This window comes from Mesorhizobium sp. WSM4846, assembly GCF_055811415.1.
In genome coordinates, this window is sequence record NZ_JBVVPZ010000025.1 from 1 (window position 1) to 26623 (window position 26623).

Here is a 26623-nt window from a genome sequence, read left to right on the forward strand (position 1 = left end):
CCCCCCCCCCCCCCCCCCCCCCCCCCCCCCCCCCCCCCCCCCCCCCCCCCCCCCCCCCCCCCCCCCCCCCCCCCCAAAAAACCCCCCCCCCCCCCCCCCCCCCCCCCCCGCCGCTATTTGTTTCCGCCGGAGGTTTTACGCCGCCGGCTGCGCCTCGATGGTGCGCAGCGCCTGCATCTGGCGCTTGGCTGCGGCCTTGACCGCGTCCTGCACCTTCTCGAAGGCGCGCACCTCGATCTGGCGCACGCGCTCGCGGCTGATGTCGAACTCGGCCGACAGCTCTTCCAGCGTCAGCGGCTCCTCGGCCAGGCGGCGCGCCTCGAAGATGCGCCGCTCGCGCTCGTTGAGCACGGCAAGAGCGCCGGACAGCATGCCGCGCCGGTTCTCCAGTTCGTCCTGCTCGATCAGCGCCTCTTCCTGGCTTTCGTGGTCATCGACCAGCCAGTCCTGCCACTCACCGGACTCGCCTTCGCTCGCCCGGATCGGCGCGTTGAGCGAGGCGTCGCCCGACAGGCGGCGGTTCATCGACACCACTTCCGCTTCCGACACGTTGAGGCGGGTGGCGATCTCGGCGATCTGCTCGGGCTTCAAGTCGCCGTCGTCGAGCGCCTGGATCTTGCCCTTCACCTTGCGCAGGTTGAAGAACAGGCGCTTCTGGTTGGCGGTGGTGCCCATCTTGACCAGGCTCCACGAGCGCAGGATGTATTCCTGGATCGAGGCCTTGATCCACCACATCGCGTAGGTGGCGAGCCGGAAGCCGCGCTCCGGTTCGAATTTCTTGACGGCCTGCATCAGGCCGACATTACCTTCCGAGATCACTTCGCCGATCGGCAGGCCGTAGCCGCGATAGCCCATGGCGATCTTGGCGACGAGCCGAAGGTGGCTGGTGACGAGCTTGTGCGCAGCCGTGGTGTCCTCGTGCTCAGCGTAACGCTTGGCGAGCATGTACTCTTCCTGCGGCTGAAGCATCGGAAAGCGACGGATTTCTTCCAGGTAGCGGCTGAGGCCGCCTTCGCCGGAAACGATACTGGGTAGTGACTGGGCCATGATAGCGCCCCTCTCTCTTGGAGTGGTGCCCCCTAACGCGGCGGGCATATGTCACGAACGCCAAAGGCTCGTTCGCGACAGCGGATGTATACAGGAACAAAACCAGAAAGGACAGCATTTGGTTCAACACGAAACAGTGTGTCACGCCAAAGTGAACAACGCGGGTCAGGTTTTTGCCGATCTGGTTTTGAATGGATGAAGCTGCTTCAGAGTCTGCGGAATCCGTCCACGAGTTCCTCCATGTCGCTCGGTAGCGGCGCCTCGAACCTCATCGATAAATGGGTAGTCGGATGCCGAAATTCAAGGAGGCGGGCATGCAATGCCTGTCGCGGAAAGGCCTTCACCTGGCCTTTCAGCGGCTCGGGCAGCCGGTTCGCCTTGGTGCGAAAGGCCTGGCCGTAATCCGGATCGCCGACAACCGGATGGCCGATATGAGCCATGTGGACGCGGATCTGATGGGTGCGGCCGGTCTCGAGCCGGCATTCGACCAGGCTCGACGTGGCAAACTCCTTTTGCTGCTCGCCAAAGCGCTCGACCACCGTGAAATGGGTGACGGCGTGGCGGGCATCGTCGCGGCCCTGTGGCACCACGGCACGGCGCACGCGGTCGGCGGCGCGGCCAAGCGGCTCGTCGACCGTGCCTGTCGGTCTCATCGGAATGCCCCAGACCAGCGCCAGATAGGCGCGTTTGAGATCGCCGGTCAGGCCATGGTCGGCAAACGCCTCCGACAATGATTTGTGGGCGCGGTCGGTCTTGGCCACGACCATGACGCCGCTGGTCTCCTTGTCCAGGCGGTGGACGATGCCCGGACGCCGCACACCGCCGATGCCGGAAAGACTGTCGCCGCAATGGTGGATCAGCGCGTTGACCAGCGTGCCGGTCCAGTTGCCGGCGCCGGGATGGACGACCAGCCCCGGAGGCTTGTCGATGACGATCAATTCATTGTCTTCATAGAGGACGTCGAGCGGGATGTTCTCGCCTTGCGGCTCCGCCGGCTCCGGCTCCGGCATGTCGACCGATACGCGGTCACCGGCTGCCATCTTGCGTTTGGTCTCGATGACCGGCTGGCCGCCGACCTTGACGGCGCCCTGCCGGATCAGCATCTGCACCCGGCTGCGCGACATGTCCGGGCCGAGCTTGCCCGCCAGCCATTGGTCGAGCCGCTGGCCCGCCGCATCGGAGCCTGCTTCCAGCACGACCGATCCGTCTGGCGATCCCCCATTTGGCGATCCGCCCGTCAATCCATCCTCTATCAATATCGGGGTCTCTTCGTTATGAGCGCTCATCGAAAATCGTTCCGGAATGGTTTGCCATGGCTGCTGCCGATGAAGACGAGGAAAAGCCGCTCGACCCCGAAGTCGAAAAGGTGCGCAAGAAGCTCGTCCGCTTCGTCGCTATCAATCTCGGCTTGCTGTTCCTCGCCCTTATGGTGGTGATTGCAGCCCTTGTCTACAAAACGCGCACCGCGCCACCGGCAGACCCGTCCCTTGCCGGCGACATCCACGTGCCATCAGGCGAGCCGCTGACCGGCGACATCGTGCTGCCGGTCGGCGCCAAGGTCATCAGCCAGTCGCTTTCCGGCGACCGCGTCTCCATCGATGCGGAGCTTGCCGACGGCAGCCGCGCCATTTTTGTCTACGGCATCACTGAGCGCCGCATCATCGGTCGCTTTTCGATCCGCAACAAATGATTGGTTTCGCCGAAAATCGCCGCGTCGCCACCGTCGCGCTTGTCGTCGCAAATTACGATGAGGCGATCGCCTGGTATGTCGACAAGCTGGGCTTTTTGCTCACCGAGGACGTCGATCTCGGCGGCGGCAAGCGCTGGGTCACGGTGGCGCCGGCGAACGGACAAGGCGCGCAGGTGCTGCTGGCCGAAGCGTCGGACGATATGCAAGCAAGCCGCATCGGCAACCAGACCGGCGGCCGCGTCTTTCTGTTCCTCGAGACCGACGATTTTGTCCGCGACCACGCGGCAATGCTCGCAAAGGGCGTTGAATTCCGTGAGGCGCCCCGCGTTGAGCCCTATGGCACTGTGGCGGTTTTCGCCGATCTCCATGGAAATCTCTGGGACTTGATCGAGCCAAAACGATAGGTCTGCAACGGATATTTCCCCGACATCATTGACTGCCAGAAGCCCAGTTGCTTTTTCCCGGCCGTCAGCCTATATCGCCGGTTCTTGAACGCGCCCATCGTCTAGCGGTCAGGACACCGCCCTCTCACGGCGGGAACAGGGGTTCGATTCCCCTTGGGCGTACCAAGGATATCAACGACTTAATGATAATTCGAGATCTGCGGTCCCGATAAGTGACCCGAAATGCACCGCTGCCGCAGGCTATTGATGTGCCTAGTCCGGCCCAGACGAGCCCAATGTTTGGTGCAGGAGTCGAAGGCGGATCCTCGCCCCATTGCCGTCGCGGGGGGTGCAAAATCCTCTCACATCAATCCGGCTGTGGATGGGGAGGCGGAGGCGTGCGAACCGCTAAGGCCTCCATGCAGCTCTCCATCAATGCAGCGTCGAAAACTCAGTGCGTCTGCATGGGCGTCGAACTCGACCTCGCAGCCCAACGGCTTTCGTACCCGCTGCGTATTGATCACCTATGGTAAACGAAACTCACTGCAAGCGGCACCAGCATTCGCCCGACAAGCTGCCGGCAAAGTCGCAATACGACCACGCGGCGACCAGTTCTCGTCCAGGTTTTCACGATCCGCTCAAGGCTCGGGGCTCTGCAGGTCCCGTCCTCGACAACAGCACCAATCCTGGTGCTAAATGTCTGCTGATGGTCCGTCCCGCCAATAACCGGAAATGGCGCGACAAGACCGGTTCTGGCAACTGGGCCAAACGGTGTGAAAGCCACGTGCGCCGCGAGTAGGACATCAATTCGTGCCAGTCGTTTTGCGGTCATTGTCCTATTCTCAACACCACTTTGCGCCCGTCGGATAGGGTTCCCGTTCCTGTGCCAACCGGGGGTTGTCTGCTGGTCAGCGAGAACACGAATCGGGTTGAGAGTTGCCCGCAAACCATCGTTCCTTCTCCACGCGAGAAGGTAAGATTGGCAGTGGTCGTGCCTCGGCATTCGACCCCAGTGTTGGTCTGTCCGCGAATACTACCGCGCCGTGTAATACTGTTGACGAAAGCCGTCCCGGAAAAGGAGAGCGTCCCATCAACAGTCTGACCGGAGACTGGTGCGGTGATGGTGAGCAGATTTTGCGCCTGCGCGTAGCCGGCAGCGTCTGCGACACCACAGGCAATCAACATTGTCGCCAAGGTTCCCCGGAAAGTACGTTGCATATGGACGGTTCCTTTGAGACCGCTCCTGCGAGGCTAAAGCAAATCCGCCTTCAAATCCGCAAATGCCGTTCAAAGAAATTGCAGACTGCTGCAGCGCCTTGCGAGCGTTCGGCATTAGGCATGAACGGTAGTGGTTTTCTGCCCTTTCACGGCGGTAACAGGGGTTCGATTCCCCTTGGGCGTACCAGCAATATCAAGCACTTAAACCTCCCCGGCCTGATTTCATCGAATATCCAACGAATAAACCCCCGCAAATTTCCCTGAACAGATTCGTTTCTTTCCAAAGGTTTCCTGCGACTATCGGCAGGTCCACGCGACATGGATGAGGAAGCGCGAGCGCGCCGATGACAACCCGACCCGCCAACAGAAGATGGCCACAGGATATCGGTTTTTTCTTTTCGATAGCCTGCTTTTCGGCCGGCGTGGTGTTTACCTTTGTCCTCCGGAATCATGACGAGCCTTCTGACTCAAGCGTGGTTTGCACGATACTCCTGGTCATCATGGCTTTTTTACCCGCTACGGTCGGGCCAAATTCGAGGACCATTTCAGGGGTTTCAAAGAGGCAGGCTGGACGGAGGAGATGATCATCCAGGTTGGGCGCGCTCAAGCAGCGATCGCTGGAATTATTTCACTGGTCTGCTTCATGACCATAGTCAAAAATTACCTCGTTCAGTAAGGCTTCTTCGGGCCCCGGCCTCTCGGAACTCGAATGCTGCTGACCCGTGGCAATGGGTTTAAAAAGAATTTCCTGCCTGGTGAAAAGCCCGCCACCGTGAGGCAGCGGGCATTCCGATCAGACTTCGCGGAATAATGATGGACCTGAGACGTTGTCGATAGAGAACACCCTACCAAAGGAGGTTATCGATATGCGCCTTTTCATCCTGTTTTCGGTATTACTTTTGACTGCCTGCATGACAGCACCACGCGGCGAGGCTCCACCCCCAACCGCGTCTACATCGAGCGGGAGCAGTAGTGGCAGTGCCGGCAGTACTGGCGGTGGCGGCTACTAAAGACGCGATCGACACTCAGTTTTGGAAATCGCAGAGAACGTTAATCGCGCCGAACTGACCGCCCCAGCAAAACAAGCCCGCCACCACCGGAGGCAGCGGGCCGCGCGATGCCTTAGCGAGGGTGCGAGAAGGCGCGAGAGCACCGGCACAAGCGGATCCTGGACACGATGCGCGACAACGACATCGCGATCATCGGGCGCTAAGATCAGGGCGATCCTGCAAGGCCTCCGGCTTTGCGGGTTTGTTAATCCCGCCCGATCAGGACGCTTCCTGCACTTCCTCGACTTGTGGCGTCACGGGTGCAGGATTAATGACGTAGGTGTTCGAGGTCAGGTCGCTTGTAGATCGGATGATGATACCGTCGTCTCTTAATCGGGCAAACGTTGCCCTTGCGATACGCATGGGCTTGCCTTTGGCATCTGCGGCTGTGACTTTGTTCGACCAGGGAACGTGAGTGATGGTGTCAACGCGCTTGAGAAAGCGCTTTTCCGTCTCGGTCAACTCGATCACGCGCGTTCTCCATATCGTTGGCAGCGTTTGGTTGGCCGGTAACGCCGATAATGCGACTCCGTTCCAGGATTCATCGGGCCAGATCGAGGACCTGTAGCAGCGGCACGCCCCCTACGGCTGGGTACGCCCGCCTTGTCGGCTAGACGCTCTAGCAGCTTGCGGGACTCTGCGATTATGCGGCGCGTCTCTTCGATCGTGGAGTGCATGTCTTCAATCCGTGCCGCGGCTCGTATCTGGTAGAGGCGCGCGCTTTCAACGGCAAGATAGTCAGGTTCCCACTCGCTCATCGCGGACAGGCCGGTTGCGTGTCAGTTCGAACCTAATTTACCACAAATAGCCGGTGCAACTATGCCTGGTTAGCAGCAGCTCGCACATGAACGCGGATCGCGGCGGCGTCTCTGATTTCCATTCGGAGTTGGGCGACCTCGCCCACGCAAGACGATCATTCGCGCCCGATGATGCGCAAGGCTGTTACGCAGCACCCGCGCAAGCTCAAATTCGTCCGAAAGTTGGGACGCGCGGTTAGCGTAGTCCGACCACTTCCTTCTGCTCAATCGTAAATCGCCCTTGCGCAATGGGCTGCTGGCGCCAGCGGGCGCTGGCCACTTTCAGCCCCCTCGTTCGAAAGTTGCGCGCCCGCTGCTGGCCTTCGTAGTCAGGAATGCATGTGAAGAACACCGGCCGGCGGTCACGGTCGGCAGCTTTGCAAGCTGAGCAGACAAAGAGCCCGACCAGATCGTCATGCATCGAGCCGTGGTCACGGCCGAGCCTGTCAATCAGCGCCCGGATGTCGAGCTTCGTCGATTTGCAGCACATCGGGTGTCCGCAATTGACATAGATGCTTTCGCGGGCGGCCAGGGTGCGAGGTCTTTTGGGGCATGGCGATCTCCGTTGAGGGGCTCGCCGCAACGGGAGGAATATAATCCTGAATGCTGATCCCTTGCCACTGGTCGCTAACTAGCCTCCCAAAAATCCTGCAGCGAAGCGTGCCGAAGGTCTTCCTCCTGGCTCTACGCGGCCGATCATCCCGGCTTGACCCATTTGTGTCGCCGGCCGCTTCATGCCCTTTGGCGGCTGTCCTGGGGCTTTCTGAACCCGTTTCCAGAGCCGTTCCCGCATTTCCCGGTTCAAGGTGATTCCAGGCCGAGACCTTCACACCTCCGCGGTGCGTAACGGAACTCACGGCGCTATAGAAGAAACCTGCCAGCCTTGGCGTACCATGCCAACCCCAACATTGAGAGCACATACAGAACCAGGAACGGAACCACGGAAGGCTGGCTGTTGAGGACGGCGTCAGCTTCTTCCCATTCCTCGACCAAATTGCGATCCCGCCACGCCTCCGTGACCACCACTAGATCCTCGGGCAGGTTGCCCGGAAAACGCTCAGGAGGATAGTCGCCATCGTTCTTGTCCATCGCGCCAACAATGTTTCTGCCTCACTAATGTTCCAAGTTTCTGATGCAAGGAAACCGTCGAACGGTTAACCCGATGCCCAAACGAGTACTCCTCGTCATTGAAACCAGCAGGCGGCGGACCTGGGTTCCTACCCTGGGTCCAGTGGTGGCGCGCTGCCTAAAACTCGTATCCAAATCGCTCTATGTCAGTCCTGTAGATGGTCCACACCATGTTCCTTGTCTCGGGAGTGTAGTAGTCGCGGTAGTCGGCCTTTCGAATTGACTTCTTGCTATGCGGCAAAGCGACGTTTGCTAACCCGATTCTCTCGGAAACGTGGGTGAATTCCTCACGGATCTGCTCAAAACGCCCGACGTGATCAACCAGCAAGCTTCCGTTGTTGTCATCAATGAACAGGTGTTGTGCCCGCCATTGAGGATGATCGACGCGCTGGATAGCCTTCAGATACGAACGGAAAGACATAAAGCGGGTCAGACCAAGCATTTTGCGCAAATCACGGCGCCAGGTCTTGGTGTAGAGAAACTGTGAAATGGCTTTGTCCCATGGGTTTCTGACGAGGGAAAACTTGAACATACGATCAAAAGTCTCCGCCCCTATCTCTGACCGGATTTGGGCGGCGGTAAGGTGGTGCAGCCCTTCTTTCTGATGCCGGTTTAGTTCTGGGTTCTTCCAATATTGGTCGGCTGTTCGGTTACACCGATCCGGCCAGATGGCATCCTCGATACTGGTCCCGCCATTCTTCGGAATGTGAATAAACAAGCAGCCTAATTCTCGACTCAGCATTACCGCCCCCGCGATCCTACCGCGATCGATAGCATCGAAGACACGAAATTAGAAGTGATGCATGCCCTATAGTCGGCCCCGCCGTCACTCGCTGGTTTAGGCACCAAATTGACTCTAGGCTCATCCGATTTGATAGCCAGGGGAACGGAACGTGACAATTTTACTAAATTAGCAATTATGCATATATAGAAGTAGCCGGCGACCGTCCCGCAGATGCTCCGCCGGTTAGGCCCAGCGGCCACCACCCAAACTCCAACTGACTGCTGGGCCGCCCCATATCAGCTAGAAAGTATGGACGGCCAAGATAACATCTGCAACGCATGGGCCGCCCTCAAGCTAGTGCGCATGGCTATTGAACCGACTTGCCCTGCCGGCGTGCTGCCGAGCGAAGAAGCTGTCCTGCTGCTCTATGGTCCCGAGCCGGTCCATGAGGGCGAATGCAGCCTTGCCCCGTTCAAGAGATGCAAAAAGCCCGCTAGCCGAAGCCAGCGGGCAATTTTCAAGCCCCGCCGGCTTCAATATTTACGTGTTCCATGAAGACAGCGCATCGTTCGAACAGATGGAAAGCCGCCGGGCGGCGCCAGTTCCTGCCGCCTGAGATCTGTGGAGCGTCAGTGCAGCGGCTGTCGGGCCGACCATCTCAGCGAAATCGGTAACGGTAGGAAAAGCCCGCGCCTCTGGCGGAGAGCGCGGGCCCGATCGGGTGCGGCCCGATCTGCAGCGGGCGGAGGGCATGCCCACTGGTCACAGACAATTTTTAGAAATCGCTAAAGTTCCATCGACGGCTGCCCTGCTGCCCTGCGTGTCCTCGCCCGCCGATGAAGAGCATGGCCCGTTGGGCCTGCCCTAAACTTCTAGGCTGACTTGCCGAACGCCGATCACGTCCATGCACATCATGAGGAACGCGGCGGTGAAGCTGCCCCGGCTTATCTTGTTGGCCAGATTGCGCTCGCTCTCGTGCGCCCCTCGTTCATTCAAGTTCTCGGCGAGCAGCGCATAGCTAATCCCCCGGCGTTTCAGCTCGCCCTTCAGAATGTTTTTTGCTTTTTCTTCATAGAACGCGGTGGGGGAAACATCCTCGGACATCATCATATCTCCAGCGAAAAACACCGCAAATGATGATGTACCCCTAGCATCTGCTGATTCAATATCTCATCCGGTGTGCAACATCATCGAATTTGATATGTCTCGGCGCTTTTTCCTCCTCGTGGTTCTTTTCCTCAGCCCCTCATTGGCCATGGCCGGGAAGAACGATGCCGAGTGGAATCCGCCTGCTCGGTATGACCATTCTTGAAGTCGCTGTCGGTATCCTTATGGATCAACCCGATATACTGCTTCATTGTATCTACCTCAGCTTTAGACCGGATTGACGTTCAATGCTCCGCAAGGTTCCCAAAGGAATATCCCTTTTGGGATGTGGAACCGTCACTCTACGGTGTGTCCTTTCCTGATTTTCCCGGCGTTGTCACCGCCGGCACCGATCTGGACGACGCTCGTGCCATGGCTGAGGAGGCCCTTGCCTTTCACATCGAAGGGCTTGTGGAAGATGGCGAAGCCATTCCAGAACCCTCCAGCCTGAAAGGCGTCATGGCCGACGCCGATAATCGAGACGGCGTTGCAATCTTGGTTTCGGTGAAGACCGAGGCCAAGAAAGCTGTCCGCGTGAACATCACGCTCGCTGAAGATGTTCTAAGCCAAATTGACGCCTTTGCCGAGGCGCACGGTTATACCCGGTCCGGCTTTATCGCGAAGGCGGCTCAAAGGATCATCGAGCTTGAGGGCGGCCGAAAGGCTCGCAGCGCTTAGCTACCGTTTGCGCTACCCAGGGCCTTCCAATGCAAGTGTCCCTATGGCCTGGCTTCTGGCGCATCGTCGCCGCTTGATTTAGCATCTCCTGATAATCCTCGGGCCACGCACAAGGCAGCACAACCGCGAGCGGCACCGGGGGCGAAGATAACACGACGTCGTCCGGCTGCCGGGAGGAAGGCCAAATGCAAAAACTGCAATCGCATGGCGTCCATCACATCACGCTGGTCGGCGCCGGGCGCCAGACCTCGATCGACTTCTGGGAGGGCGTGCTTGGCATGCCTTTCATCTTCGAGCAGCCCAATCTCGACAAGGCAAGCGAAAGCCACCTCTATTTCGATCCGGGCGACGGCCGGCTGATCACCATCTTCACCGACGAGAGCCGCACGCCGGTCAAACGGCGTACGCCGACCGATCCGGGCTGCGTCCATCACATCGCGTTTGCGGTGTCGCGCGTCACCTTCCTGCAGGCGGTCACCCGACTCGACGAGCGCGCCATCAAGCACAGCGGCGTCAAGGATCGCGGTTTTATGGATTCGATCTATTTCGAGGATCCGCTCGGCCTGCTGATCGAGCTCGCTTCCTACCGTTTCGAGCCGCCGGCGGGCTTCACCCATGCCGACGTGCTGATGCAGGCGCACAAGCTTCGCGTCGCGCGCGGCGACTACGCAATCGCCGAAGTGCATCTCGCCGACGCGATCCAGGCGCTGGTCGAGCGCTCCCGTGCGACCTTGTCGGAGGACCGCGCGCCGAAGAATCCATACTGACGACAGCAACCCGAGGGAGGACGACAATGGTAAAGAAGACAACGAAAAATGGGAAGAAGCCAGCTGCCAAGGCCGCCACGAAACCAGCTGCCAAGGCGACAAAGCCTGCGGCCAAGGCGACAGCGCCTGCGGTTAAGGCGTCAGGCGCTTCCGACAAGTCGGCAACGAAAGCCGCCGCAAAACTTGAAGACAAGGCGTCGGCGAAATCCGCGCGGAACCCCAAGGCGAAATCAGGAAAGAAGTCTGCACTGATGCTCAGCATGCTGAAGCCGAGCGTCAACAATATGAGCGTACGGGTGTTTGCGCGCGCGGCCGGGCTCGACCATTCCGAGACCGACGTATGGGGCCACACGCGCTCGCCCGAGTATATGGCGCGAAACCCGGCCCATCTGACGCCGATGATCGAGGACAAGGGCCTGCCCAGGGGCGTGTTGTGGGAAAGCTGCGCCATCATGCAGTATCTCGCCAACAAGCACGGGCTGGAGAAATTATATCCCAAGGCGCCGGCCAAGCGGGCGATGATCGACAGCGCCATGTTCTACCTGATCGGCACGCTCTACCCCTATGTGGCGCGCGCCACCTATCCTGCGCTGAATTTCCCGCAATATGCCGGCGAGGTCGGCCACAGCGACGCTCATCCCGACAAGAAGGCGGAAGCCCAGAAGGCTGCTATAGCAGCGATAGCCGAGCCGCTGGAGGTCTTTCACAGCTTCTTCAGGAACGGCAAGCCGTTCATCGGTGGCAAGAACCCGTCGATCGCCGACATCCGCCTGGCGGCGACGCTCGAATTCCTGGCCGCCATCGACTACGCGCTGCCCCAATGGGCGAAGGAGTACATGGCGGCGATCGAGAAGAAGCTCGGAAAGGCCTATGCCGAGCCGGCGGCCGACGTGCGCGGCTATATCGCTTATGTGAAGTCGCAGGCCGGGGCGTGAGACTTTCACTCTCACGGTTTTGCTTGCCCAGGCCGACCGAAACCGAGCCCGAAGGCCCGCCGCCTTTTACGGGACGTAAGAATGTTTGAAGCATCGACGACGAAGCGACGGTTGACCTGGAGGCAGCGGTCCTGATGATCAGGCCTGCGCGGGTGGCGTCCATAGAAGGGACTGTATATGACCCGCAAACTACCCGTGTTCGCCGCGTTCGGCCTGGCGCTTGCTGCCCTGGCGGCGTGTGACCAAACTCAATCGGGAGGAACGCAGGCGACGACCGCTGGCCAATTGCCGCCACCTCCAGTCGACACGATGACGCCGGCACCGGCAACCCCGCCAGCTCAGACAGCCCCTGTTCAGTAACAGATCGTCGTTTTCAAAAATGGAACTCTCGCCCCGGGAGGCGGGGGTTCGCTTTTGCCATTTCAGCTGCAAAGCGGTGCGGCATGACTGATGCTGCGCTTGTCGTTCAGGGACCGAACATTACAAGCTCGGTGAACGACAGATCTCCAAGCGAGGGTGGTCTGGGACCCCTAAAATATTTCAGCCCGCTGTTGGCGCGGTACCACCCGAACAGACCTCCAATCGGCTCCCTGGCGTCGACGACGCAAAGCAGGATGCCGCTTCGCAAGAGAAAGCGCCCGATGGCACCGGCGCACCGGCTCAAATCCGCGAGAGAGCGGCAATAGACGATCTGATAGGATGGGATAAGACCGCGCAATATCCGGCGCGGCATCAATACGAAAGGAAACGCTGCTCCGTCGCAAATGCAAATCAATGACCGGCAGCCAAGTGCTGAGTGTTCCGAGAGTATGTATCTCTCGCTGTCGGACAGCATCGCCATTTCCGCAAGATCGGGACGAGCTTCAAGCACGCGACATGACCGCTGCGCCGAACTAAAAGCCGGCAAGAAGGCAAATTGTCCGGTGGTGAAGGGGCGAAAGCCGAGCGCCCAGTTGGCTTTCAACGTTGCGGGCGCCGGCGAAATATTGGTGTAGGTCACGTCCCTTCGCTTGAGAATCGTCGTGACCAATTTGGCGCCATAGGGACGGAATTCTGCGTCGACGGACCAGCTTGAAAGGTTGCAGCGGACTTCGTCGCCTTCCTGCCCGGGATAACGGGTATACAGGGTCAGCACAACGCCGACGATCCGATCGGCCTTCTCCAAGGCCAAGCCGTATTGTGGGAACTCGGCGACGGGAGGCCGCTGCGCCAAACGGGTCAGCGCCTGTATCCAGTAACTCCGGTCACGCTTCGGAAACCCCCGGCACAGGCAGTCGACCACTCCTTGCCAATCTGCTTCGCGAATTGGTCGACAGCGAACGCCAGGAGGGAGAGCGCCAAGCACGGCCATGAGTCGACTTCCAGAATAGGCTAAAGCGCGTCGCGGCCGAACGGATCCAATGCGACGCGCTTAAGCGCGACATGCATCTTCGATATGCCTCATACGCTAATACGTTGGTGTACAACGATTAATAATATGTGCCGTATTTAAAGACGACTTTCTGCACTGATCACGAAGACGCAAATCAGATGGGCCACGACGCGTCGACGAGCGGTTCCCGTCGGTTAAGGAATCGTTAACCAAATCCCTATCTACTGGTCGGCAATTCACCTCCAACCCGTGACCACGGATGTACTGGCGCGGCCGAGGTGGAAGGAAAGGTCGGCCATGTGCCGGCCTTTTTGTCTCGAGGGCTATTGTTCCCGGGAAGCCGCGGCTTCAAGCGCAACGGCACGCTGATCGGGCCGCCGATTCAGCCAAGCGCTGTTCGGTGGCGTCACCTCGAGCGATCTGACCGGTTCACCAGATATCAGTGTTGCCCGCGTCTCGCATTGACATGGCGTGCCAATTCCGGCGTCTCGAAGACGTAGTCGCTCCAGGCCGATTCCGGAATCTGACCGGCCAGGTAGCATTCCAGCAAAAGACGTTGCTCAGGACTGAGAGGTCTCGGCGCGCGCTCATGGTCCATTCTCAGCGAGTGAAACAGATTTCTGGTCACGTCCGAGACAGTGAAGTGAATCGACATGTGTTCGGTCTCCTTTGACCACCTAGCGCCCAGGGATCGGGGTCGATCTCCGCCTCGCTGCGTTCGGTTCGGAAAGGACCATGCGCCAAATCAAAACGCTACAGCGTGTGTTGTGCGGGCACTGCGATGGCTGTTTAACGTCGAAGGCCGGATAAGGTTCAACGCGGCTGCCGGCAACGCCGATCAGGCAGCCCGAAACCCACCAGTCGGCTCATGCTCTCGGCCTGCGCTGACCGAACCGCTGCGGCGGGTGCGCAGCAACGTTTTCAAGGCGGCGCATCTTTTTAGCTGCCAGCGCTTGAATGCCGGCTGGCTATTCGCAGACCATGCGGACCCGTTTTCCTGGTTGGCTGACGTTCCTGCAGGTGAGCGGTTTCGCCGGCTCGGATGACGGCGTCGGTGGTTGTCTGGCAATCCTGGCGATTTTCCTTCTCGGCGCCACGGAGGTGTCGATTTTGCGGGCCGCCGCTGTTTCCGGCGTTTCGGGCGCCGCAGGAAAGACATCGGTCTGCAGCAACTGCGGCTGTTCGGCTTGCGCCTGCTGCTGCGGCCGGTCCCAGAACCGCCGGACATCGAGCGGCCTTGGAATGACGACGGTGCCGTCGTAGCTGCGCGAGCAGCCGCCCCCTAGCAGCAGCATCGGGCACACGAAAAAAGGCAGGATCCGTCGCAACATCGGCAACACCCTTGCGGGATCTATAACGCGGCTTCGGTTCTACCGACAACCGTCGGAATACACTGCGGGCAAGGCTAGCGCATGACCCGGAGAATCGGAATCAATTTCGCTGGGGATCATGCGCAAAAATCAAAGTGCCGCAGCGTCCCTGGCGCGACTTTGGCGCGATTGGGGGTCGGGCTGGGACGATTGCCTGCCCAAGCCCATCAGCCCTAAGCCCATTAGCCCCAGGCGGCGCCTTGCTCGAAAAGGTCCGCGGACGGGGAAATCCAAACGCGAGATAGCCACGTCAGCCTATCGGGTCCAGCCGATTCGGCGACGCGTTGCGACAAGACTATGGTGCGATCGCACCATACCAAAGCATGCGTCTGGTTGGAACAATAAACGCATTCGAGTTCCGCTCCTCCAGTTACGGGCGGGAGCAGCGACCGCCGGCAAGAAGCAGGGTCAGATTTACCCCAACGGACCTGCTTCGGCGATGGCACGGCCATGACCTCCTTGGCCGCATGCAACGCGCTCCCGCCCGGATTTTCTTTTTCGGCGCCAATTGTTCGCCCGTCCAGGCAAATGCCGGCCGCAAATCGCGCAAGCTGCTGATTCCAGCGGCAAACCACGGCTGTTGCAGCGAGACCCGCAGCGCTGCCTTTTTGACAGGGCTGTGCGGCGGTTACCGGGCTGACATCAAACTGTCATGTGACTGTAATAATCGGGGGCTATGGCCTCAGCGGGCGCCGAAGGAATGGCGCTGAGAGACCATTTTTCCGAACAGGAGCAGGCCACATGAAGAAATTCCTCCTTACGGCGTCGGCCGCGGCGCTTGCGCTCGCCGCGTCGGCTGGTTATGCCGCCGCGCGCGACCAGATTCAAATCGTTGGTTCGTCCACAGTGTTCCCCTTCACGACGGCTGTCGCTGAAAAGCTCGGCCAGAGCGGAAAGATCAAGACCCCGGTCGTCGAGTCGACTGGCACCGGCGGCGGCATGAAGCTGTTTTGCCAGGGCGTGGGCGAAAATACCGCCGACTTCACCAATGCCTCGCGCGCCATCAAGGATAGCGAGCTTAAAACCTGCAAGGCAAACGGCGTGACGCCGGTCGAGATCAAGGTCGGCTTCGACGGCATCGTACTGGCCAACTCGAAGGCAGGGACTGTCGTCGATCTGACCAAGGAACAGGTTTTCAAGGCGCTCGCCAAGAACGTCGCTGTTGACGGCAAGGTCGTCCCCAACCCCTACAAGAACTGGTCGGATGTCGATTCATCGCTTCCCGCGACAAAGATAGAGGTGCTTGGCCCGCCGCCGACATCTGGCACGCGCGATGCATTCGTTGAGCTCGTCATGGATGCGGCCTGTCAGGAAGAAGTGAAGGCGGCTAATGAAAAGGGCTGCGGCGAGATTCGCGAAGACGGCGCTTTTGTCGAGGCCGGCGAAAACGACAATTTGATCGTCCAGAAGCTGGAAGCCAACCCCAATGCCTTCGGCGTCTTTGGCTTCTCGTTCCTTGACCAGAACGCCGACAAGCTGCAGGGCCACAAGGTCGATGGCGTCGAGCCGACTTTCGAGAACATCGCATCCGGCGATTACGGCGTTTCCCGCTCGCTCTTTGTCTATGCCAAAAAAGAGCATGTCGGCGTCATCCCCGGCATGCAGGAGTTCATCGCCGAGTACACCTCGGAGGCGGCATGGGGTCCTGATGGTTATCTGGCCGACAAGGGCCTGATCCCGCTGCCGGACGCCGAGCGCGCCAAGTCGGCCGAAAACGCCAAGGCCCTGAAGGGCATGGGCTCCTGATGTTTCGGGGGTCCGAGCGTACCGCTCTGACCCCTCATATCCTAAAGCACAAAGCGCGGGACCATAGGTCCCGTGCTTTGAGCCGGTGAATGACCGGCGGTCGAGGGGACGTCCCGAATCATGGTCGGTTATCTCGTTGTTTTTCTGGTGGTTCTGGCCGCTGCTGCCTATTGGCTCGGCCGGACCCGCGCTGTTGCCAGCGTCAATGGCGACGTCGCGCGACTGCATTCGCTGCCTGGCCAGCATGGCATGTTTCTGGCGCTTTTTGCCGCCGGTCCCGCGCTGCTTGCGATCGTGTTGTGGTCGCTGGTGACGCCAGGAATTGAATCGTCGATCGTTACCGACCGCTTCTCCTCCGAGTTGTCGGGAATGGGCGTCCCGCAGGTCGAAGCTTTCATCCGCGACGCTCGCGCGATGGCCTTTGGCGGGCTTGTCGGCTTTGCCGATCCGACGAAAGAGGCGGCCGCCGCCCTCTACAAATCGGTCCATGCGACCAGCACCTGGATCATCTGGACCGTCGCGCTCGTGCTTTCCGCGTCCGGATTTTACTGGGCCTATTCCCGCATCGCACAGGCCTACCGGGCGCGCCACGTGGTCGAGCGCGTTCTTCGCGCATTCTTGATCGCCTGTTCGGTGGTCGCGATCCTGACGACGATCGGCATCGTCCTGTCGCTTATCTTCGAGTCGCTGCGGTTCTTCCAACAGGTGCCGTTCTACAAGTTCCTGTTCGGCACGCATTGGTCGCCGCAGAGCGCCTTCACCGGCGCGGGAGCGGAGGCCGGGGCGGTCAACGAGGACATTTTTGGCATGGTGCCGCTCTTTGCCGGCACGTTGCTCATCACCTTCATCGCCATGCTGGTGGCTGCGCCTATCGGGCTGATGGCTGCGATCTACCTTTCGGATTACGCCTCCAAAAGCGTCCGCGCGGTCGCAAAGCCGGTTCTGGAAATCCTCGCCGGCATTCCGACCGTCGTCTACGGCTTCTTCGCCGCGCTGACGGTTGCGCCCTACTTCCGCGGTATCGGCGAAAGCCTGGGCCTCAACGTCGCGTCTGAATCCGCGCTCGCCGCAGGCGTGGTCATGGGTATCATGATCATTCCCTTCGTTTCCTCGCTTTCCGACGATGTGATCAACGCCGTTCCGCAATCCCTGAGAGACGGTTCTGCCGGCCTCGGCGCGACCAAGTCGGAAACCATCCGCAAGGTGGTCCTTCCCGCTGCCCTTCCGGGCATCGTTTCGGCGATGCTGCTTGCCGTCAGCCGCGCGATCGGCGAAACGATGATCGTGGTCATGGCGGCGGGGCTGGCGGCAAACCTCACGGCCAACCCGCTCGAAGCAGTCACCACCGTGACCGTGCAGATCGTGACGCTGCTGGTGGGCGACCAGGAGTTCGACAGCGCCAAGACGCTTGCAGCATTCGCACTCGGCCTGGTGCTGTTCTGCATCACGCTTACCCTCAACATCGTCGCTTTGCGCGTCGTCCAGAAATACCGAGAGCAATATGACTGATGCGATCTCGTCATTCGGCGCCGTCGGACGGCCGGTCAGCATTCATACCGACGATGCCGCGAAGGCGCGGCTAAAGGGCCGCTACCGTACCGAAACGTGGTTCAAATGGCTCGGCGCCGCAGCTGTCGCGTTGGCCGGCTTGTTCCTTGTGCTGCTCCTGTCGACGATCGTCACGCAGGCGATTCCGGCGCTGCGGCAGAACTATGTGACGCTGCCGATCGATCTTTCAGCGGCCAAGGTCGACCCGGCGAAACTCGATGAAGTGAACTACGACGCCATCGCTCAGGAAGCGCTTACGGCAAAATTTCCGGATGTGAAGAGCCGCCAGGACAAGCGCCTGCTGCGCGGGCTGATTTCCACCGGCACAGGCGTGTTCCTGCGCAAGGATATTGCGGCTGATCCGGGGATGCTCGGAGGAACGGTGGACTATGCGGTTCCACTTGACGATTTTGCCGACCTCTATCTCAAGGGTTTACTTGCCGACGTTGGTTCGGACGAAGCGATTTCGACAAGCGTCACGCCTTCGGAAACCAGCGGCGACATCGATCTGACCTTCGGCGACGATGCCATGCTGGCGCTGGCGCGCGGCCATGGTGCGACCGAGGGCGAAAACGGCATGTTTACGCTGACGAGCGGCGCGTCGTCGCTGCTGGTCGCGTTCAATGGCGGCACGGTCAAGCTGACCTCGCTGTCGCCTGCGGCCAACGGCACGGTGATCGCAAAAGGCACGGTGATCGAGGCGCTGGACAGCACGGCGCCCGCCGCGAGCGGCCAGGCATTCCTGCGCGTCATCGAAACGCCGGAAGCATCGCGAAAGATTTCGGACAAGGTGATCGTCTGGCTCGACACGCTGAAGAGCGCCGGCCTGATCGAAAGCCGGTTCAATTCGATCTTCTTCTTCACCGGCGCAAGCCGCGAGCCGGAATTGGCCGGTGTCTGGGGCGCGGTCGTCGGATCGTTCCTCACCATGATCGTAACCCTCGCCATAGCCTTCCCGATCGGCGTTTCAGCGGCGATCTATCTTGAGGAATTTGCGCCCAAGAACCGGCTGACGACGATGATCGAAGTGAATATCAACAATCTGGCGGCGGTGCCTTCGATCGTCTTCGGCCTGCTTGGACTTGCCGTATTCCTGAATTTCTTCGGCATGCCGCGCTCGGCCCCGGTGGTCGGCGGCATGGTGCTGGCGCTGATGACCCTGCCGATCATCATTATCGCCTCGCGCGCTTCGCTGCGCGCCGTGCCGCCGTCGATCCGCGAGGCGGCGCTTGGCATCGGAGCGTCCAAGGTCCAGACCGTATTCCATCACGTGCTGCCGCTGGCGATGCCGGGCATCATGACCGGCACCATCCTCGGAATGGCGCATGCGCTCGGTGAAACCGCGCCGTTGCTGATGATCGGCATGGTCGCCTTCATCGTCGACATTCCCGGCGGCTTCACCGATCCCGCGACGATCCTGCCGGTGCAGATTTTCATGTGGGCGGATTTCCCGGAAGCGGGGTTCCAGCAGAAGACTTCGGCGGCGATTTTGATTTTGCTGGTGTTTTTGGTCATCATGAATGCCATCGCGGTGATACTGCGCAGGCGCTTCGAGCGGCGCTGGTAAGGAGTAGAGGATATGAACATCATGACGGAAGCCGGCGTCGAGCAGAAACTGAGCAGCGCAACCAACGCCCCTTCGATCAAGATGAAGGGCGAAAAGGTCTCTGTTCACTACGGCGAGAAGCGAGCTCTGTTCGACGTCGATCTCGATGTCCGCGAGCATCAGGTGACGGCGTTGATCGGGCCATCGGGCTGTGGCAAGTCGACGTTCCTGCGTTGCCTGAACCGAATGAACGACACCATCGATATCGCGCGGGTGAGCGGCAAGATCACGCTCGACGGCGAGGATGTCTACGACCCGAAAATCGATGTCGTCGAGCTGCGAGCTCGCGTCGGCATGGTATTCCAGAAGCCGAACCCGTTTCCGAAGTCGATCTACGAAAACGTCGCCTACGGTCCGCGCATCCACGGCCTGGCCAGGAGCAAGGCCGAGTTGGACGGCATCGTCGAATCGAGCCTGAAGAAGGCCGGACTGTTCAACGAGGTCAAGGATCGCCTGCTCGAGTCGGGTACCGGCCTGTCCGGCGGGCAGCAGCAGCGTCTGTGCATCGCGCGCGCCATCGCCGTGTCGCCGGAAGTGATCCTGATGGACGAGCCCTGTTCGGCGCTCGATCCGATCGCCACCGCCCGCGTCGAGGAACTGATCGACGAACTGCGCCAGAATTATACGATCGTCATCGTCACCCATTCGATGCAGCAGGCGGCGCGCGTGTCGCAACGCACGGCGATGTTCCATCTCGGCTATCTGGTCGAGGAGGGCGCGACCGACAAGATGTTCACCAACCCCGACGACAAGCGCACCCAGGACTACATCACCGGCCGGTTCGGCTGAGCGGTCCGGCGAATTTCGAACACGAGGACAGCACCATGGGTGAACACACCGTCGCATCTTTCGACGAGGAACTGGAGCACATCGACCGGCTGATCCGCGACATGGACGAGCTCGCCGCCGCAATGGTGGCGGCCTCGATCCGCGCGTTGCTTGCGTCGGACAATGCGATGGCGCAGCGCGTCGTCTCGGACGACGCCATCATGGATGCGCGGCAGCGCGAGCTCGACGACAGCGCGATCACGCTGATCGCCAAGCGGCAGCCGATGGCGCAGGATCTGCGCGCCGTGGTTGGCGCAATCCGCATGGCGGGCGATCTCGAGCGCATCGGCGATCTGGCCAAGAACATTGCCAAGCGGGTCAGCGCAGTCGGGCAGAGCGCGACGCCGCGTAATCTGTCGCACGGTATCGACGCGATGGCGGATCTCGTTCTTGTGCAGCTGCGCGGCGTGGTCGAGCACTATGTGTCGCGCGATGCCGGCGCGTTGAAGGAACTGCGCGCCGACGACCAGAAGATCGACGTGAAATATACGGCGGTTTTTCGCGAGCTCCTGACCTACATGATGGAGGATCCGCGCAACATCACCGCCTGCACGCACCTTCTGTTCTGCGCCAAGAATCTCGAGCGTATCGGCGATCATGTCACCAACATCGCCGAAAACGCCTATTTTGTCGTGACCGGGCAGCAATTGCCGGCGGATCGCCCGAAGCTCGACGAAACGACGATGTCGGCGCCGGCGACATGACAGGAGTGACCGGCCGATGATCGCGCCGCGCATCATGGTGGTGGAGGATGAAGAGCCGCTGGGCGTCCTCCTCCGTTACAATCTTGAATCCGAAGGCTATCAAGTCGAGGTGGTGACGCGCGGCGACGAGGCCGAAATCCGGCTGCAGGAAAACGTGCCCGATCTTTTGGTGCTCGACTGGATGGTGCCGGCGGTTTCCGGCATCGAGCTTTGCCGGCGCCTTCGGGTGCGCCCCGAAACCGAGCGGCTGCCGATCATCATGCTGACCGCGCGCGGCGAGGAGAGCGACCGGGTGCGCGGCCTTTCGACCGGAGCCGACGACTATCTGGTCAAGCCGTTCTCGACACCGGAATTCATGGCCAGGGTCAAGGCGCTGCTGCGCCGCGCCAAGCCCGAAGTGCTGTCCAGCGTGCTCAAGGTCGGCGACATCATGCTCGATCGTGAATCGCACCGGGTCTATCGCAAGAAGAGCGAGATCCGGCTCGGGCCGACCGAATTCCGGCTGCTCGAATTCATGATGCGCCACCCGGGCCGGGTCTTCTCGCGCAGTCAGTTGCTCGACAATGTCTGGGGCGAGACGATCTACATCGACGAGCGCACTGTGGACGTCCATGTCGGCCGGTTGCGCAAGGCGGTCAACAATGGTCGCATGCCCGATGTCATCCGCACCATCCGCGGCGCCGGCTATGCGATCAGGGAAGACTAGCTGACGTTCAGGTGATGCCGGCCTGCGAACGGCTGATACCTGCGCTTCCGGTGCTGACGTACCCGAAAGTACGCTCCGCCCCGGTTCTCGGAACCCACCATTCTCGACTCGGCCTGACCTGAATCTCAACACTCCCCAAGTCGCGACCCGGGAATCCCTGCCTTCGGATTCAAGCCACGTTCTTTCCGACCGAGCCGGCTCGTGCCTGGATGCTCGGCGCGAAAATCTCCTGATCGACGAAGCTTAGGGCCCGCATGGCGCAGCCTTCGCGGATCAGCGGCAGCTCGTTCGGCTCGGTGTCGAAGGAAATCGAACCCGAATGCTGGCCGCCGGCGGTCTGGGCGATGGCCTCGCGCAGGGCCGGCTCGATCAGGTCGAAGGCGGCAGCGCTGGCGCCGACCATGGCCACCGGCGCCGGATCGATCAGCGCAAACAGGCTGCCGAGCCCGAAGCCGAGCGCCTCGCCGGCCTTGCGGTAGGCTTCGCGCTCCGGTCCGTCCATCTCGCGCGCCCGGGCCGCCAAGGCCCGCATGTCGGCGTCGCTGACATCGGCGACCGGCTCGGCGTTCTCGCTCAACAGCCTTGCGTTGCGCCAGATGGCGTAGTTGCCGGCATAAGCCTCGACGCAGCCGCGCAGCCCGCAGCGGCAAAGCGCGCCGCCCGGCCGATGGATCATGTGGCCGAATTCGCCGCCTGAGGAGTGGGTGCCGGTGAACAGATCGCCCTTCAGCACCAGCCCCATACCGATGCCGTGCGAGAGCAGGATGGCGATGAAATCGTCGCGGTAGCGATCCGGGTGGCGCCAGTGCAGCGCCACGGCCATCATGTTGCAGTCGTTCTCCATGATGGCCGGGATGCCGAACTCGCGTTCCAGAATGTCGGCGAAGGCGATGTTCGTCTGCGGCGTGATCGGCGACCACAACATGGCGCGCGCGTGGGAATCGGTGATGCCCTGGATCGCCAGCGCGATGCGGGCGACGCTTTGGACATCGAGGTCGGGATCTTCGAGCCGGCGCCGGACGATGGCGACACATTCGTCGATCAGCGCGTCACGCGACATGGTCAGCGTGTCCAGCCGGCGCTGTTCCTCGGCGACCACTTGTCCGGCATAATCGATGACGGCGACCGACAGGAAATTCAGCGACAACACGACGGCCAACACCGCAGCGGCTTGCGGATTGAGGCTGAGGCCGACCTGCGGCCGGCCGCGTTTCAGCGAAACCGTCTCGCTCGCCTTGCTCTCGGCCAGGATGCCTTCCTGGATCAGGTCGGCAGAGATCGCCGATATGGTCGAATGGCTGAGGCCGGTGGTCGCGGCGATCTCGGTCCGCGACGGCTGGCCTGCCCGGCGCACGGCCGAAATCACCATCGCCCGGTTGCGCCGGCGCAGATCGTCATGACGGATTCCCACCGACATTTTTTTGTTTCCTCCTCATTGCCGCGGCCGCTCATGAATCGGAAGCCGTCGGTATGTCGGTCAAATACTGGCAGAAGCAGAAGGGGCTGTCATTATTTATTCCGAGCCTCGAAAAAAAGCCCGACAGGACGTCAAAATCCATCAGAATTGGTGTTGACAGTGCTTCGGCGTTGGACCAGTATTTTTTCGAGGCTCGAAAAAATAGGGCCTTTGTGCCGGCCTTCGGGCCAGTTGGTCGCGCCCTACGCGGCGCAGGGAGGAATATCATGAAGAGATTCGCAGCCGCCATTCTGGCGGGGGTCGCCATGTCGCTGACGCTCGCGTCGGCCGCGCAGGCCAAGGACAAGGTCATTGGCGTTTCGTGGTCGAACTTCCAGGAAGAGCGTTGGAAGACCGACGAAGCCGCCATGAAGGAGGCGATCGAGGCCGCCGGCGACAAATATATCTCCGCTGACGCACAGTCCAATCCCGGCAAGCAGCTGACCGACGTCGAAAGCCTGATCTCGCAGGGCGCCAACGCACTGATCATCCTTGCGCAGGATGCCTCGGCCATCGGTCCGGCGGTGCAGAAGGCGCTGGACGAAGGCATTCCGGTCGTCGGCTATGACCGGCTGATCGAGAACAAGGACGTCTTCTATCTGACCTTCGACAACCAGGAAGTCGGCCGCATGCAGGCCCGCGAAGTGTTCAAGGTGGCCCCGGAAGGCAATTACGTCTTCATCAAGGGCTCGGGCGCCGACCCGAATGCCGATTTCCTGTTCGCCGGCTCCATGGAAGTGCTCAAGGATGCCATCGACAGCGGCAAGATCAAGAATGTCGGCGAGGCTTATACGGACGGCTGGCTTCCCGCCAACGCCCAGAAGAACATGGAACAGTTCCTGACCGCCAACGACAACAAGGTCGATGCGGTGGTTGCCGCCAATGACGGCACCGCCGGTGGCGTCGTCGCGGCGCTGACGGCGCAAGGCCTGGCCGGATCCGTCCCGGTTTCGGGCCAGGACGGCGACCATGCCGCGCTGAACCGTATCGCGCTCGGCACACAGACCGTATCGGTGTGGAAAGACGCGCGCGAGCTCGGCAAGAACGCCGCCGAGATCGCCTCGCAGCTGGCCGACGGCAAGCCGATGACAGACATTGCCGGCGTCAAGGATTTCACCACGCCGGGCGGCAATCTCGTCAAGTCGCTGTTCCTGACGCCGATTGCCATCACCAGGGACAATCTCAACGTCGTCATCGACGCCGGCTGGATCAAGCAGGAAGAGGTCTGCGCCGGCGTGGCGGCGGGCACCGTCCCGGTCTGCAACTGATCCGCCTTCGCCAAAAAACCTGAAACGCCGCGGCTTCACGCCGCGGCGTTTTTTTCAAAAGAGTTGTTTTTCCGCGTCTCGCGGGTAATTTCTAAGCTGCTTCCGGCATCCGCGGCAGACGGCAACGGTGGGAGGACATCATGACCGACACGACTTCTAACACGCCGGTTGCTGATCGGGCGCGTGAATCCGAGCTCAGCCCCTTCGGCCGCTTCTTCAAGGCGACCGAGCTCGACATACGCATGCTCGGCATGGTCGGCGCGCTGCTGATCATCTGGGTTGGAATCCACATCCTGTCGGGCGGGCTGTTCCTCACGCCGCGCAATCTCTGGAACCTGTCGGTGCAGACGTCCTCGGTCGCGATCATGGCGACCGGCATGGTGCTGGTCATCGTGATGCGCAACATCGATCTTTCGGTCGGCTCCGTCGAAGGCGTCATCGGCATGGTGATGGGCGTTGCGCAGGCAGAATTCCTCATCCGCGTCATCGGATTCCAGCTTGGAAATCCCTGGATATGGGTCATCGCACTGGCTGCCGGCGTGGCGCTCGGCCTCATGATCGGCGCGCTTCAGGGCTTCATTATCGCCTATCTCGAGGTTCCGGCCTTCATCGTGACGCTGGGCGGCCTGCTGATCTGGCGCGGCATGGCGTGGCTGATGACGAGCGGGCGCACCGTCGCGCCGCTCGATGCCACGTTCCAGCTGATGGGTGGCGGGCCGCGTGGCTCGATCGGGGCGACCGCGAGCTGGATCGTCGGCATTCTCGCCTGTGTGGCCGTCGCCTTGATGCTGCTCAACGGCCGGTCGCAGCGCAAGCGCTTCAAGTTTCCGTTGCGCCCGGTCTGGGCGGAGAGCCTGCTTGGTGTTGTCGCCTGCGCCGCCATCCTCGGCGCCGTCTGGATCGCCAATTCCTATCCCTGGCCGATCGGCATCGTGCGCCAATACGCCCAGCGGAACGGCATCACCATCCCCGAAGGCGGGCTGTTCATCGCCCATGGCATCGCCATACCGGTGCTGATCGCGGTCGCAGTCGGCATCGTCATGACCTTCATCACCCGGCGCACCCGTTTCGGCCGCTACGTCTTTGCCATCGGCGGCAACCCGGAAGCGGCGGAACTCGCCGGCATCAACACGCGCTGGGTGACCATGAAAGTGTTCATGATCATGGGCGTTCTGGCCGCGATCAGCGCGGCAATTGCTTCGGCCCGCCTCAATGCGGCGACCAATGCGCTGGGCACGCTGGACGAACTCTTGGTCATCGCAGCAGCCGTCATCGGCGGCACGTCGCTGGCCGGCGGCTCCGGCACGGTGCTCGGCGCCATGCTGGGCGCGCTTCTGATGCAGTCGCTGCAGTCCGGTATGGTGTTGCTCGGCATCGATTCGCCGCTTCAGAGCGTCGTCGTCGGCGCCGTGCTGGTCGTCGCCGTCTGGCTCGACACAGTCTACCGCAAGCGGGTCTGAGCATGATCCCGAGCCGAAGGTCCGCGTCAGCGAAAAGTGGACATCCGTTTCGGTCCAGCATCATGCTCGGCAAAACCATGGAAAGGAACGATCATGGCTGACACGACTGCTCCGACGCCACTGATCGACATGCGCAACATCTCGATTGCCTTCGGCGGCATTCGCGCCGTCGACGATGCGTCGATCGACCTTTTCCCGGGCGAGGTCGTGGCGCTGCTCGGCCACAACGGTGCGGGAAAGTCGACGCTGATCAAGATCCTGTCCGGCGCCTACAAGCGCGATTCGGGCCAAATCTTCGTCAATGGCGAGGAGGCTTCGATCGCCAATCCGCGCGACGCCAAGAAATACGGCATCGAGACGATCTACCAGACGCTGGCGCTCGCCGACAATGTCGACGCCGCCGCCAACCTGTTCCTCGGCCGCGAGCTGATGACCGGCTGGGGCACGCTCGACGATGGCGCCATGGAGGCCGAGGCGCGCAAGGTGATGGGCAGGCTCAATCCCCGCTTCCAGCGATTCAAGGAGCCGGTGGTCAAGCTTTCGGGCGGCCAGCGGCAGTCGGTGGCGATCGCGCGCGCCATCCTGTTCAACGCCCGCATCCTGATCATGGATGAGCCGACGGCGGCGCTGGGACCGCAGGAAACGGCGCAGGTCGGCGAACTGGTCATGCAGCTCAAGGCCGACGGCATCGGCATCTTCCTGATCAGCCATGACATCCACGATGTGTTCGAGCTTGCCGACCGCGTCTGCGTCATGAAGAATGGTCGGGTCGTTGGCACGGCGCGCACCGGCGACGTGACCCAGGACGAGGTGCTCGGCATGATCATTCTGGGCAAGTGTCCGCCAGGCGCCATACCGGGGCCAGGCGCGCTGAAGATCGCCGCCTGAAGCGTCAAATACCTGTCACGTGATATGCCAGCCGTCATGATGGTTTGGCCGCGCCATTGTGTTGCCACGGGGACTTGCCCATAAGATGGGGAACCATGGGTCGCAGCCG

The 26623-nt window shown here is 61.1% G+C and carries 26 protein-coding genes, 2 tRNA genes and 2 pseudogenes; 17 read left to right on the forward strand and 13 right to left on the reverse strand.

What is annotated here, in order from left to right; translation table 11 throughout:
* Nucleotides 1–200: pseudogene (locus AC0L15_RS20285) on the forward strand (hypothetical protein); the annotation flags it as partial.
* Here AC0L15_RS20285 and rpoH read toward each other — a convergent pair.
* Together rpoH and AC0L15_RS20295 are read right to left on the reverse strand one after the other, a co-directional pair.
* A complete protein-coding gene (gene rpoH / locus AC0L15_RS20290; RefSeq protein ID WP_023797074.1) occupies nt 136–1047 on the reverse strand; it encodes an RNA polymerase sigma factor RpoH in 912 nt (303 codons plus the stop codon). The pseudogene AC0L15_RS20285 and the gene rpoH sit on opposite strands and share 65 nt — an antisense overlap.
* Nucleotides 1048–1253: 206 nt before the next feature.
* Nucleotides 1254–2333: an RluA family pseudouridine synthase gene (locus AC0L15_RS20295; protein WP_473496860.1), complete on the reverse strand. Its 1080-nt coding sequence runs from the start codon at nt 2331–2333 to the stop codon at nt 1254–1256.
* 26 nt (nt 2334–2359) lie between these two features.
* Between AC0L15_RS20295 and AC0L15_RS20300 the strand changes: the two genes are divergently transcribed.
* The 3 genes from AC0L15_RS20300 to AC0L15_RS20310 all read left to right on the forward strand — a co-directional run bounded on the left by AC0L15_RS20300 (nt 2360) and on the right by AC0L15_RS20310 (nt 3306).
* Nucleotides 2360–2737: a fimbrial protein gene (locus AC0L15_RS20300; RefSeq protein WP_287247131.1), complete on the forward strand. Its 378-nt coding sequence runs from the start codon at nt 2360–2362 to the stop codon at nt 2735–2737.
* The gene (locus AC0L15_RS20305; RefSeq protein WP_287247132.1) at nt 2734–3141 is read left to right on the forward strand and encodes a VOC family protein; all 408 of its coding nucleotides are present in this window, start codon (nt 2734–2736) and stop codon (nt 3139–3141) included. Before AC0L15_RS20300 ends, AC0L15_RS20305 begins: the two co-directional genes overlap by 4 nt.
* A gap of 90 nt (nt 3142–3231) precedes the next feature.
* Nucleotides 3232–3306: transfer RNA gene (locus tag AC0L15_RS20310), tRNA-Glu, on the forward strand.
* A 642-nt stretch (nt 3307–3948) separates the two neighbouring features.
* Here AC0L15_RS20310 and AC0L15_RS20315 read toward each other — a convergent pair.
* A complete protein-coding gene (locus AC0L15_RS20315) occupies nt 3949–4338 on the reverse strand; it encodes a hypothetical protein (RefSeq protein WP_287247134.1) in 390 nt (129 codons plus the stop codon).
* Nucleotides 4339–4462: 124 nt separating this feature from the next.
* Here AC0L15_RS20315 and AC0L15_RS20320 point away from each other — a divergent pair.
* Nucleotides 4463–4525 (forward strand) — tRNA-Ser (locus AC0L15_RS20320).
* Between the two features lie 1081 nt (nt 4526–5606).
* Here the strand turns inward: AC0L15_RS20320 and AC0L15_RS20325 are convergent.
* The 6 genes and pseudogenes from AC0L15_RS20325 to AC0L15_RS20350 form a co-directional block, all read right to left on the reverse strand.
* Nucleotides 5607–5858: a hypothetical protein gene (locus AC0L15_RS20325; RefSeq protein WP_287247135.1), complete on the reverse strand. Its 252-nt coding sequence runs from the start codon at nt 5856–5858 to the stop codon at nt 5607–5609.
* Nucleotides 5859–6380: 522 nt separating this feature from the next.
* Nucleotides 6381–6674 carry a hypothetical protein gene (locus AC0L15_RS20330; protein WP_287247136.1) on the reverse strand — a complete coding sequence of 98 codons (294 nt, stop codon included), beginning with the start codon at nt 6672–6674 and terminating at the stop codon, nt 6381–6383.
* A gap of 371 nt (nt 6675–7045) precedes the next feature.
* Complete coding sequence (locus AC0L15_RS20335) at nt 7046–7273, reverse strand: hypothetical protein (RefSeq protein WP_287247137.1); 228 nt, start codon at nt 7271–7273, stop codon at nt 7046–7048.
* A 157-nt stretch (nt 7274–7430) separates the two neighbouring features.
* A complete protein-coding gene (locus AC0L15_RS20340; protein WP_353813061.1) occupies nt 7431–8054 on the reverse strand; it encodes a sulfotransferase family 2 domain-containing protein in 624 nt (207 codons plus the stop codon).
* 846 nt (nt 8055–8900) lie between these two features.
* Entirely contained in the window at nt 8901–9140 is a 240-nt protein-coding gene (locus tag AC0L15_RS20345; RefSeq protein ID WP_473496862.1) for a DUF6471 domain-containing protein, read from the reverse strand.
* 259 nt (nt 9141–9399) lie between these two features.
* Nucleotides 9400–9498: pseudogene (locus AC0L15_RS20350) on the reverse strand (type II toxin-antitoxin system HicA family toxin); the annotation flags it as partial.
* On the opposite strand from AC0L15_RS20350, the gene AC0L15_RS20355 reads away from it, so the two are divergent.
* The 3 genes from AC0L15_RS20355 to AC0L15_RS20365 all read left to right on the forward strand — a co-directional run bounded on the left by AC0L15_RS20355 (nt 9471) and on the right by AC0L15_RS20365 (nt 11562).
* Nucleotides 9471–9860 carry a type II toxin-antitoxin system HicB family antitoxin gene (locus AC0L15_RS20355; protein ID WP_473496864.1) on the forward strand — a complete coding sequence of 130 codons (390 nt, stop codon included), beginning with the start codon at nt 9471–9473 and terminating at the stop codon, nt 9858–9860. The pseudogene AC0L15_RS20350 and the gene AC0L15_RS20355 overlap by 28 nt on opposite strands.
* Nucleotides 9861–10045: 185 nt before the next feature.
* Nucleotides 10046–10627, forward strand: coding sequence for a VOC family protein (locus tag AC0L15_RS20360; protein WP_287247140.1), 582 nt, complete (start codon nt 10046–10048; stop codon nt 10625–10627).
* 26 nt (nt 10628–10653) lie between these two features.
* A complete protein-coding gene (locus AC0L15_RS20365; RefSeq protein ID WP_473496866.1) occupies nt 10654–11562 on the forward strand; it encodes a glutathione S-transferase family protein in 909 nt (302 codons plus the stop codon).
* Between the two features lie 466 nt (nt 11563–12028).
* Here AC0L15_RS20365 and AC0L15_RS20370 read toward each other — a convergent pair whose 3' ends face one another.
* The 3 genes from AC0L15_RS20370 to AC0L15_RS20380 all read right to left on the reverse strand — a co-directional run bounded on the left by AC0L15_RS20370 (nt 12029) and on the right by AC0L15_RS20380 (nt 14229).
* Nucleotides 12029–12775 carry a hypothetical protein gene (locus tag AC0L15_RS20370; protein WP_287247142.1) on the reverse strand — a complete coding sequence of 249 codons (747 nt, stop codon included), beginning with the start codon at nt 12773–12775 and terminating at the stop codon, nt 12029–12031.
* A gap of 598 nt (nt 12776–13373) precedes the next feature.
* Nucleotides 13374–13589 (reverse strand): hypothetical protein, encoded by a 216-nt coding sequence (locus AC0L15_RS20375; RefSeq protein ID WP_287247143.1) that lies wholly within the window; start codon nt 13587–13589, stop codon nt 13374–13376.
* 313 nt (nt 13590–13902) lie between these two features.
* The gene (locus AC0L15_RS20380; protein WP_287305578.1) at nt 13903–14229 is read right to left on the reverse strand and encodes a hypothetical protein; all 327 of its coding nucleotides are present in this window, start codon (nt 14227–14229) and stop codon (nt 13903–13905) included.
* 816 nt (nt 14230–15045) lie between these two features.
* On the opposite strand from AC0L15_RS20380, the gene AC0L15_RS20385 reads away from it, so the two are divergent.
* From AC0L15_RS20385 to phoB, 6 genes are all read left to right on the forward strand, one after another.
* Nucleotides 15046–16050: a PstS family phosphate ABC transporter substrate-binding protein gene (locus AC0L15_RS20385; protein WP_128181844.1), complete on the forward strand. Its 1005-nt coding sequence runs from the start codon at nt 15046–15048 to the stop codon at nt 16048–16050.
* 120 nt (nt 16051–16170) lie between these two features.
* Nucleotides 16171–17559 (forward strand): phosphate ABC transporter permease subunit PstC, encoded by a 1389-nt coding sequence (gene pstC, locus AC0L15_RS20390; protein ID WP_287247144.1) that lies wholly within the window; start codon nt 16171–16173, stop codon nt 17557–17559.
* A complete protein-coding gene (pstA, locus tag AC0L15_RS20395) occupies nt 17552–19165 on the forward strand; it encodes a phosphate ABC transporter permease PstA (protein ID WP_128181840.1) in 1614 nt (537 codons plus the stop codon). Before pstC ends, pstA begins: the two co-directional genes overlap by 8 nt.
* 12 nt (nt 19166–19177) lie before the next feature.
* Nucleotides 19178–19993 (forward strand): phosphate ABC transporter ATP-binding protein PstB, encoded by an 816-nt coding sequence (pstB, locus tag AC0L15_RS20400; RefSeq protein ID WP_023797094.1) that lies wholly within the window; start codon nt 19178–19180, stop codon nt 19991–19993.
* Between the two features lie 35 nt (nt 19994–20028).
* Nucleotides 20029–20736, forward strand: a complete 708-nt coding sequence (gene phoU, locus AC0L15_RS20405) for a phosphate signaling complex protein PhoU (protein WP_023797095.1) — start codon at nt 20029–20031, stop codon at nt 20734–20736.
* 16 nt (nt 20737–20752) lie between these two features.
* Complete coding sequence (gene phoB / locus AC0L15_RS20410) at nt 20753–21442, forward strand: phosphate regulon transcriptional regulator PhoB (RefSeq protein WP_031254097.1); 690 nt, start codon at nt 20753–20755, stop codon at nt 21440–21442.
* Between the two features lie 169 nt (nt 21443–21611).
* On the opposite strand, the gene AC0L15_RS20415 is transcribed toward phoB, so the two are convergent.
* Nucleotides 21612–22859 (reverse strand): ROK family protein, encoded by a 1248-nt coding sequence (locus AC0L15_RS20415; RefSeq protein WP_473496870.1) that lies wholly within the window; start codon nt 22857–22859, stop codon nt 21612–21614.
* A 266-nt stretch (nt 22860–23125) separates the two neighbouring features.
* On the opposite strand from AC0L15_RS20415, the gene xylF reads away from it, so the two are divergent.
* The 3 genes from xylF to AC0L15_RS20430 all read left to right on the forward strand — a co-directional run bounded on the left by xylF (nt 23126) and on the right by AC0L15_RS20430 (nt 26514).
* On the forward strand, nt 23126–24166 hold the full coding sequence (gene xylF / locus AC0L15_RS20420; RefSeq protein ID WP_287247146.1) for a D-xylose ABC transporter substrate-binding protein: 1041 nt from the start codon (nt 23126–23128) through the stop codon (nt 24164–24166).
* 140 nt (nt 24167–24306) lie between these two features.
* On the forward strand, nt 24307–25626 hold the full coding sequence (locus AC0L15_RS20425; protein WP_473496872.1) for a sugar ABC transporter permease: 1320 nt from the start codon (nt 24307–24309) through the stop codon (nt 25624–25626).
* A gap of 93 nt (nt 25627–25719) precedes the next feature.
* Nucleotides 25720–26514: an ATP-binding cassette domain-containing protein gene (locus AC0L15_RS20430; protein WP_236368827.1), complete on the forward strand. Its 795-nt coding sequence runs from the start codon at nt 25720–25722 to the stop codon at nt 26512–26514.
* Nucleotides 26515–26623: the final 109 nt, after the last annotated feature.

What these genes read in the sequence shown, in the direction of transcription:
- rpoH (WP_023797074.1), bottom strand. Translation starts at nt 1,047, where the DNA reads ATGGCCCAGTCACTACCCAGTATCGTTTCCGGCGAAGGCGGCCTCAGC.
- AC0L15_RS20295 (WP_473496860.1), bottom strand. Translation starts at nt 2,333, where the DNA reads ATGAGCGCTCATAACGAAGAGACCCCGATATTGATAGAGGATGGATTG.
- AC0L15_RS20300 (WP_287247131.1), top strand. Translation starts at nt 2,360, where the DNA reads ATGGCTGCTGCCGATGAAGACGAGGAAAAGCCGCTCGACCCCGAAGTC.
- AC0L15_RS20305 (WP_287247132.1), top strand. Translation starts at nt 2,734, where the DNA reads ATGATTGGTTTCGCCGAAAATCGCCGCGTCGCCACCGTCGCGCTTGTC.
- AC0L15_RS20315 (WP_287247134.1), bottom strand. Translation starts at nt 4,338, where the DNA reads ATGCAACGTACTTTCCGGGGAACCTTGGCGACAATGTTGATTGCCTGT.
- AC0L15_RS20330 (WP_287247136.1), bottom strand. Translation starts at nt 6,674, where the DNA reads ATGTGCTGCAAATCGACGAAGCTCGACATCCGGGCGCTGATTGACAGG.
- AC0L15_RS20335 (WP_287247137.1), bottom strand. Translation starts at nt 7,273, where the DNA reads ATGGACAAGAACGATGGCGACTATCCTCCTGAGCGTTTTCCGGGCAAC.
- AC0L15_RS20340 (WP_353813061.1), bottom strand. Translation starts at nt 8,054, where the DNA reads ATGCTGAGTCGAGAATTAGGCTGCTTGTTTATTCACATTCCGAAGAAT.
- AC0L15_RS20345 (WP_473496862.1), bottom strand. Translation starts at nt 9,140, where the DNA reads ATGTCCGAGGATGTTTCCCCCACCGCGTTCTATGAAGAAAAAGCAAAA.
- AC0L15_RS20360 (WP_287247140.1), top strand. Translation starts at nt 10,046, where the DNA reads ATGCAAAAACTGCAATCGCATGGCGTCCATCACATCACGCTGGTCGGC.
- AC0L15_RS20365 (WP_473496866.1), top strand. Translation starts at nt 10,654, where the DNA reads ATGGTAAAGAAGACAACGAAAAATGGGAAGAAGCCAGCTGCCAAGGCC.
- AC0L15_RS20375 (WP_287247143.1), bottom strand. Translation starts at nt 13,589, where the DNA reads ATGTCGATTCACTTCACTGTCTCGGACGTGACCAGAAATCTGTTTCAC.
- AC0L15_RS20380 (WP_287305578.1), bottom strand. Translation starts at nt 14,229, where the DNA reads ATGCTGCTGCTAGGGGGCGGCTGCTCGCGCAGCTACGACGGCACCGTC.
- AC0L15_RS20385 (WP_128181844.1), top strand. Translation starts at nt 15,046, where the DNA reads ATGAAGAAATTCCTCCTTACGGCGTCGGCCGCGGCGCTTGCGCTCGCC.
- pstC (WP_287247144.1), top strand. Translation starts at nt 16,171, where the DNA reads ATGGTCGGTTATCTCGTTGTTTTTCTGGTGGTTCTGGCCGCTGCTGCC.
- pstA (WP_128181840.1), top strand. Translation starts at nt 17,552, where the DNA reads ATGACTGATGCGATCTCGTCATTCGGCGCCGTCGGACGGCCGGTCAGC.
- pstB (WP_023797094.1), top strand. Translation starts at nt 19,178, where the DNA reads ATGAACATCATGACGGAAGCCGGCGTCGAGCAGAAACTGAGCAGCGCA.
- phoU (WP_023797095.1), top strand. Translation starts at nt 20,029, where the DNA reads ATGGGTGAACACACCGTCGCATCTTTCGACGAGGAACTGGAGCACATC.
- phoB (WP_031254097.1), top strand. Translation starts at nt 20,753, where the DNA reads ATGATCGCGCCGCGCATCATGGTGGTGGAGGATGAAGAGCCGCTGGGC.
- AC0L15_RS20415 (WP_473496870.1), bottom strand. Translation starts at nt 22,859, where the DNA reads ATGTCGGTGGGAATCCGTCATGACGATCTGCGCCGGCGCAACCGGGCG.
- xylF (WP_287247146.1), top strand. Translation starts at nt 23,126, where the DNA reads ATGAAGAGATTCGCAGCCGCCATTCTGGCGGGGGTCGCCATGTCGCTG.
- AC0L15_RS20425 (WP_473496872.1), top strand. Translation starts at nt 24,307, where the DNA reads ATGACCGACACGACTTCTAACACGCCGGTTGCTGATCGGGCGCGTGAA.
- AC0L15_RS20430 (WP_236368827.1), top strand. Translation starts at nt 25,720, where the DNA reads ATGGCTGACACGACTGCTCCGACGCCACTGATCGACATGCGCAACATC.